General features: G+C 62.6%; 3 protein-coding genes and 1 pseudogene. All 4 read left to right on the top strand.

The window, feature by feature from the left end; translation table 11 throughout:
- Window positions 1–1,381, top strand: a 1,381-nt coding sequence (locus MJ956_RS12670; protein WP_253964817.1) for a CHASE domain-containing protein, incomplete at its 5' end; no start/stop codon positions are given.
- Between the two features lie 177 nt (window positions 1,382–1,558).
- Window positions 1,559–2,932 carry an NAD(P)-dependent oxidoreductase gene (locus tag MJ956_RS12665; RefSeq protein WP_423724862.1) on the top strand — a complete coding sequence of 458 codons (1,374 nt, stop codon included), beginning with the start codon at window positions 1,559–1,561 and terminating at the stop codon, window positions 2,930–2,932.
- 12 nt (window positions 2,933–2,944) lie between these two features.
- A complete protein-coding gene (gene preA / locus MJ956_RS12660) occupies window positions 2,945–4,288 on the top strand; it encodes an NAD-dependent dihydropyrimidine dehydrogenase subunit PreA (protein ID WP_253964815.1) in 1,344 nt (447 codons plus the stop codon).
- Window positions 4,289–4,772: 484 nt separating this feature from the next.
- A pseudogene (locus MJ956_RS12655) lies at window positions 4,773–5,154 on the top strand (hypothetical protein); the annotation flags it as partial.

Here is a 5,154-nt window from a genome sequence, read left to right as displayed (position 1 = left end):
CCTCGCCAGACGGTTCGACGGGATTCAGGGCGTCGGCTTCGCCCTGACCGTTCCGACGCAGGACGACGCGGGCGCCCGCGCCATCCTGCGAGCGAATTATGGTGAAACCGTCGATATCTGGCCTGCGACCGAGCAAACGCTGCGCGCGCCGATCGTGCTGCTGGAGCCGCAGGACGAACGCAATCGCGCCGCCCTCGGCTACGACATGTTTTCCGACGCGGTTCGCCGCGAGGCTATGCAGCGGGCGGCGCGCACCGGCGAGGCAAGCGCTTCCGCTCCCGTTAGCCTGGTGCAGGAGATCGACGAAAACCCTCAGGTCGGCTTTCTGATCTATCTGCCATTTTTCGCGGGGCCGTCGCAGATGACGGGAGCGGTAAGCGAGACCGAAGGCTTCGTCTACGCGCCCTTCCGGTTGGGCGATCTGTTTTCCGCCGCGCTTATGCAGAGCCCGCGCCTGCCGGTGCTCGTCGAGGCGTACGATGGCGAGATCGCGCCCGCATCCCGGATATTCGCATCGAATGCTGACGCCGCTTCGGATCATACCGACGAGTTCGTCGTGATTCGGACTTTGGAAGTTGCGGGTCGCAGCTGGATTTTCCGGGTGACCCCGACGGCCGAGTTTCAAAGGTTCGGCTCGGTCCTTCCCGCTGTCGTCCTGGCGTTCGCGGGATTGTTGCTCGCCGTGCTTCTGGCGCTGCTCACCTCGGTGCAGGCACGACGGTCCGAAGCGGTCGCGGCTCTCAACGTCGAGAGCCAGCGCAATCTCGCGCAGAAGGATATGATGCTGTCGGAGATGAACCACCGCATCAAGAATTCGATCGCGCGGGTTTTGGCGATTGCCCGCCAGACCGCCCGCAGTGCCGATGGGATGGATGACTTTCTGGAATCCTATTCGGCCCGACTGGGCGCAATGGCGTCGGCTCAGGAGATGTTGACCCGGTCGCAGTGGAAACGGGCCCGGATCGGCGATCTGCTGGCAGCAGAGTTACGCCAGGTGTTCGGGGATCGACTGGAAGCATGCGATATCGCCGGACCGGACATCGAGGTTGACGAAACGAAGGCCCAGGCCCTGGGACTGACGTTCCATGAGCTCGCGACCAATGCGTTGAAACATGGTGGCCTCGCAACGATGAACGGGAGCCTTTCGGTGCGATGGGCGTTGGCGGGAAGCGAGGTCACGATCGACTGGTGCGAGTTCGGCCTGGCCGAATCTCCCAAGCTGGCGCCTCGTAGCGGCTTCGGGACCCGTCTCATCGATATCAATGTCGCCGGCGAACTCGGCGGCTCGATCACTCGCCGTCCGGGGACGAACAGGATCAGTATCCGGATCGCTTTCCCGTTGTCGGACAACGCATTGCGCAAGGCCGAAACGACCGGGTGAACCGAGTCGGGCGCGAGGGTGGCGGCGGCGGCTGTCGAAAAGCGCTCCGAGCGCTCGGCCGATTTTGACCAAACGATAAAAAAATTGACCTTCTGAAAAACTCGGATCATTCTTCCTCCATCAGGCTGGCCGGGGAGGCGCCTCTGGCGTTCGGCGACGTTGACTGGTTGGAGGGAAATGTCTGCGATGAACGAAGTCCGACCGATCCGGTCCGATATCGGCGCGAGGCGTCTTGACGCGGAAACGCTGAAAGCGAATTTTTCCGACCTCCATCCGCCGCTCGCCAGGCACGAGGCGGTGGTCGAGGCCGATCGCTGCTATTTCTGCTACGACGCGCCCTGCATGACAGCCTGCCCGACCTCGATCGACATTCCGCTGTTCATTCGCGAGATCCAGGCCGGCAACCCGATCGGTGCGGCCAAGACGATCCTTTCGTCGAACATTCTCGGCGGCATGTGCGCCCGCGTCTGTCCGACGGAAACCCTGTGCGAAGAAGTGTGCGTGCGCGAGATCGCGGAAGGCAAACCGGTCAAGATCGGGCTCCTGCAGCGCTTCGCCACCGACGTCCTGATGGACAAGGGCGAGCACCCCTTCACCCGTGCCGCGCCCACCGGCAAGCGGATCGCGGTCGTTGGGGCGGGGCCGGCGGGCCTGTCCTGCGCCCATCGCCTCGCCATGCATGGTCATGACGTCACATTGTACGACGCCCGGCAAAAACTTGGCGGTCTGAACGAATACGGCATCGCCGCCTACAAGACGACGGAGGGCTTTGCCCAGCGCGAAGTGGATTTCGTCCTCGATATCGGCGGCATCACGATCGAAACCGGCAGGGCGTTGGGCCGCGACATCCATCTCGCGGATCTGCGCCGAGACTTCGACGCGGTATTTCTCGGCCTCGGCCTTGCTGGCGTCAACGCACTCGGCACCGAGGGCGAGAGCCAAGCGGGTTCGGCCGACGCCGTTGCCTGGATCGCCGATCTTCGTCAGACCACCGATCTCGCCTCGCTGCCGATCGGTCGGCGCGTCGTCGTCATCGGTGGCGGCATGACGGCGATCGACGCGGCCGTGCAGGCCAAGGGTCTCGGCGCGCAGGAAGTGACCATCGCCTATAGGCGCGACCAGACCGCCATGAACGCCTCCCGCTACGAGCAGGAAATCGCGCAGACCCGCGGCGTTGCGATCCGCTGCAACTTGCAGCCAAAGCGGATACTGGCCCAGGGCGGCCATGTTACCGGGATCGAGCTGGAGCGAACCCGCACCGAGGACGGCCGGCTGGTGGGGACGGGGGAGACGGTGACGCTCGAGGCCGACCAGATCTTCAAGGCGATCGGTCAAGCCTTCCTGCCGGACGGCGTCGATGGTGAGGGGGGAGATATTCAGCTTGAGCGCGGCCGCATCAAGGTCGACGGCGAGCGGCGCACCTCGTTGCCCGGCGTCTGGGCCGGCGGCGACTGTATTTCCGAGGGCGACGACCTGACGGTCGTTGCGGTCGAGGACGGAAAGGTGGCGGCGGAAGCGATCCACCGGACGCTCGAAGGCGCGAAGGCATAGAGGAACAATAGCATGGCTGATCTTCGCACCTCCTTCCTCGGCATATCGTCGCCTAACCCGTTCTGGCTCGCCTCGGCGCCGCCGACCGACAAGGAATACAACGTCCAGCGCGCCTTCGAGCAGGGCTGGGGCGGCGTCGTCTGGAAGACGCTCGGCGAGGATCCGCCGATCGTCAACGTCAACGGTCCGCGCTATGGCGCGATCTGGGGGCCGGACCGCCGGCTGCTCGGTCTCAACAATATCGAGCTGATCACCGATCGTGCGCTCGACGTCAATCTGGAGGAGATCGCCCGCGTCAAGCGCAACTGGCCGGACCGGGCGATGATCGTCTCGCTGATGGTGCCCTGTGAGGAGGCGCCATGGCAAAAGATTCTGGCGCTCGTCGAGGAGACCGGCGCCGACGGGGTGGAGTTGAATTTCGGCTGTCCGCACGGGATGAGCGAACGCGGCATGGGGTCGGCGGTCGGGCAGGTGCCCGAGTATATCGAGATGGTGGCGCGCTGGTGCAAAAAGCACTCGAAGCTGCCGGTCATCGTCAAGCTGACGCCGAACATTACCGACGTGCGTTATCCGGCCCGGGCTGCCAGGAAGGGCGGCGCCGACGCCGTCTCGCTGATCAACACCATTTCCTCGATCATGTCGGTCGATCTCGACAATTTCGCGCCGACGCCGACGATCGACGGCAAGGGCTCGCATGGCGGCTATTGCGGGCCGGCGGTCAAGCCGATCGCCCTCAATATGGTGGCCGAGATTGCCCGCGACGCCGAGACGCGCGGCCTGCCGATTTCCGGCATCGGCGGCATCACCAATTGGCGCGACGCGGCCGAATTCATTGCGCTCGGCTGCGGCACGGTGCAGGTCTGCACGGCGGCGATGACCTATGGGTTCAAGGTGGTCAGGGAAATGGCGTCGGGCCTGTCCGACTGGATGGATACGAATGGTTACGCCACGATCGAGGATTTCCGTGGCCGGGCCGTCCCCAACGTCACCGACTGGCAATATCTCAATCTCAACTACGTCACCAAGGCGCGGATCGATCAGGATTTGTGCATTCAGTGCGGGCGCTGCCACATCGCTTGCGAGGATACGTCGCATCAGGCGATCACGGCCATGGTTGACGGCAGGCGGCACTTCGAAGTGATCGACGCCGAGTGTGTAGGCTGCAATCTGTGCGTCAATGTCTGCCCGGTCGAGAACTGCATCACGATGGAGCGTATCGCTGGTACGGACCCGCGTACGAAAAAACCGATCCCGGACGAATACGGCAACTGGACGAACCATCCGAACAATCCGATGGCGAAAGAAAAGACGCAGTTCGCACCGGAACCGGTCAGTCTTCCAGACGCTGCCGAATAGGTGTACTCCTCCGAGCGCCACTAACCTGCGACATTGAACTATCAGACCAGGAAGGTGAAATCCGTCTCTGGATCAATCCGATGCTTGTTCATAGCGTTAAGATGTCCTTCGTGCGCCGGAATGGACGCACGGCACTCTGGCTCGCATGAGCGACCGTTGCCCGCTTCGCGCGAAAAGATCCGAGCGGCGATCGGGGTTTTGCGCCGGCGTTCCAGGCTAAGTGACTGGATTTTATCGCGTTCACGAAATCGGATCGCGGTATGCTCCCAGCGCGCGATCGAAAAATCCAAAATCGCAAGTGGTCGCCGCGATTGCCGACGCCCGAGCAAAAAGCGGATCAAGATAATGAAAAAAAACAGTGGGATATGCCCGTGTCGCTGATTGTTGCGTAACCCGACGGTAACTTGGTCGCTCCATAGTCACCGCTGTTCGGAAGCTTCCCGTTGGGAGACCGTTCGGGTTCGTTGGAGTGGACGGAATTATCGTGGTGATGTCGATCAATCTACGACTCCTTGTCGGCAGCTTTATCTTCGCCCTCCTGACGCTTGTGTTCGCGGCTTTTTCCTACGATTCGCAATTGGTTTCGCTGGACCTGGCCCGCAAACTCTACGAAGGGGGCTCGGCTCCGCTGAGCCGGCTCGAGATAGCCAAGGAAAAGACCGCGGAGATCCAATCGCGGTTTTCGTCTGCAGCCGGTGAAAGCATCGAAAATGACGAAGACCGGCTTCAAGGCGAGCGCGCTGGCGAAGTCATGCTTGCCGCTTCTTCGATCCTGTCGGATATCCGCCAGGTTCTATCGGCCGACGTGTCGGCGGATTTGCGCAGGGCAGTAGGTGCCTTGCGTTATCCGCTCAGCCGGATCGAGG

Source organism: Aurantimonas marianensis, from assembly GCF_024195285.1.
Taxonomy (GTDB): Bacteria; Pseudomonadota; Alphaproteobacteria; order Rhizobiales; family Rhizobiaceae; genus Aurantimonas; species Aurantimonas marianensis.
Note: the sequence above shows the minus strand (reverse complement) of the source record. Positions and strands in the feature narration are given on the sequence as shown.

What these genes read in the sequence shown, in the direction of transcription:
- MJ956_RS12665 (WP_423724862.1), top strand. Translation starts at nt 1,559, where the DNA reads ATGTCTGCGATGAACGAAGTCCGACCGATCCGGTCCGATATCGGCGCG.
- preA (WP_253964815.1), top strand. Translation starts at nt 2,945, where the DNA reads ATGGCTGATCTTCGCACCTCCTTCCTCGGCATATCGTCGCCTAACCCG.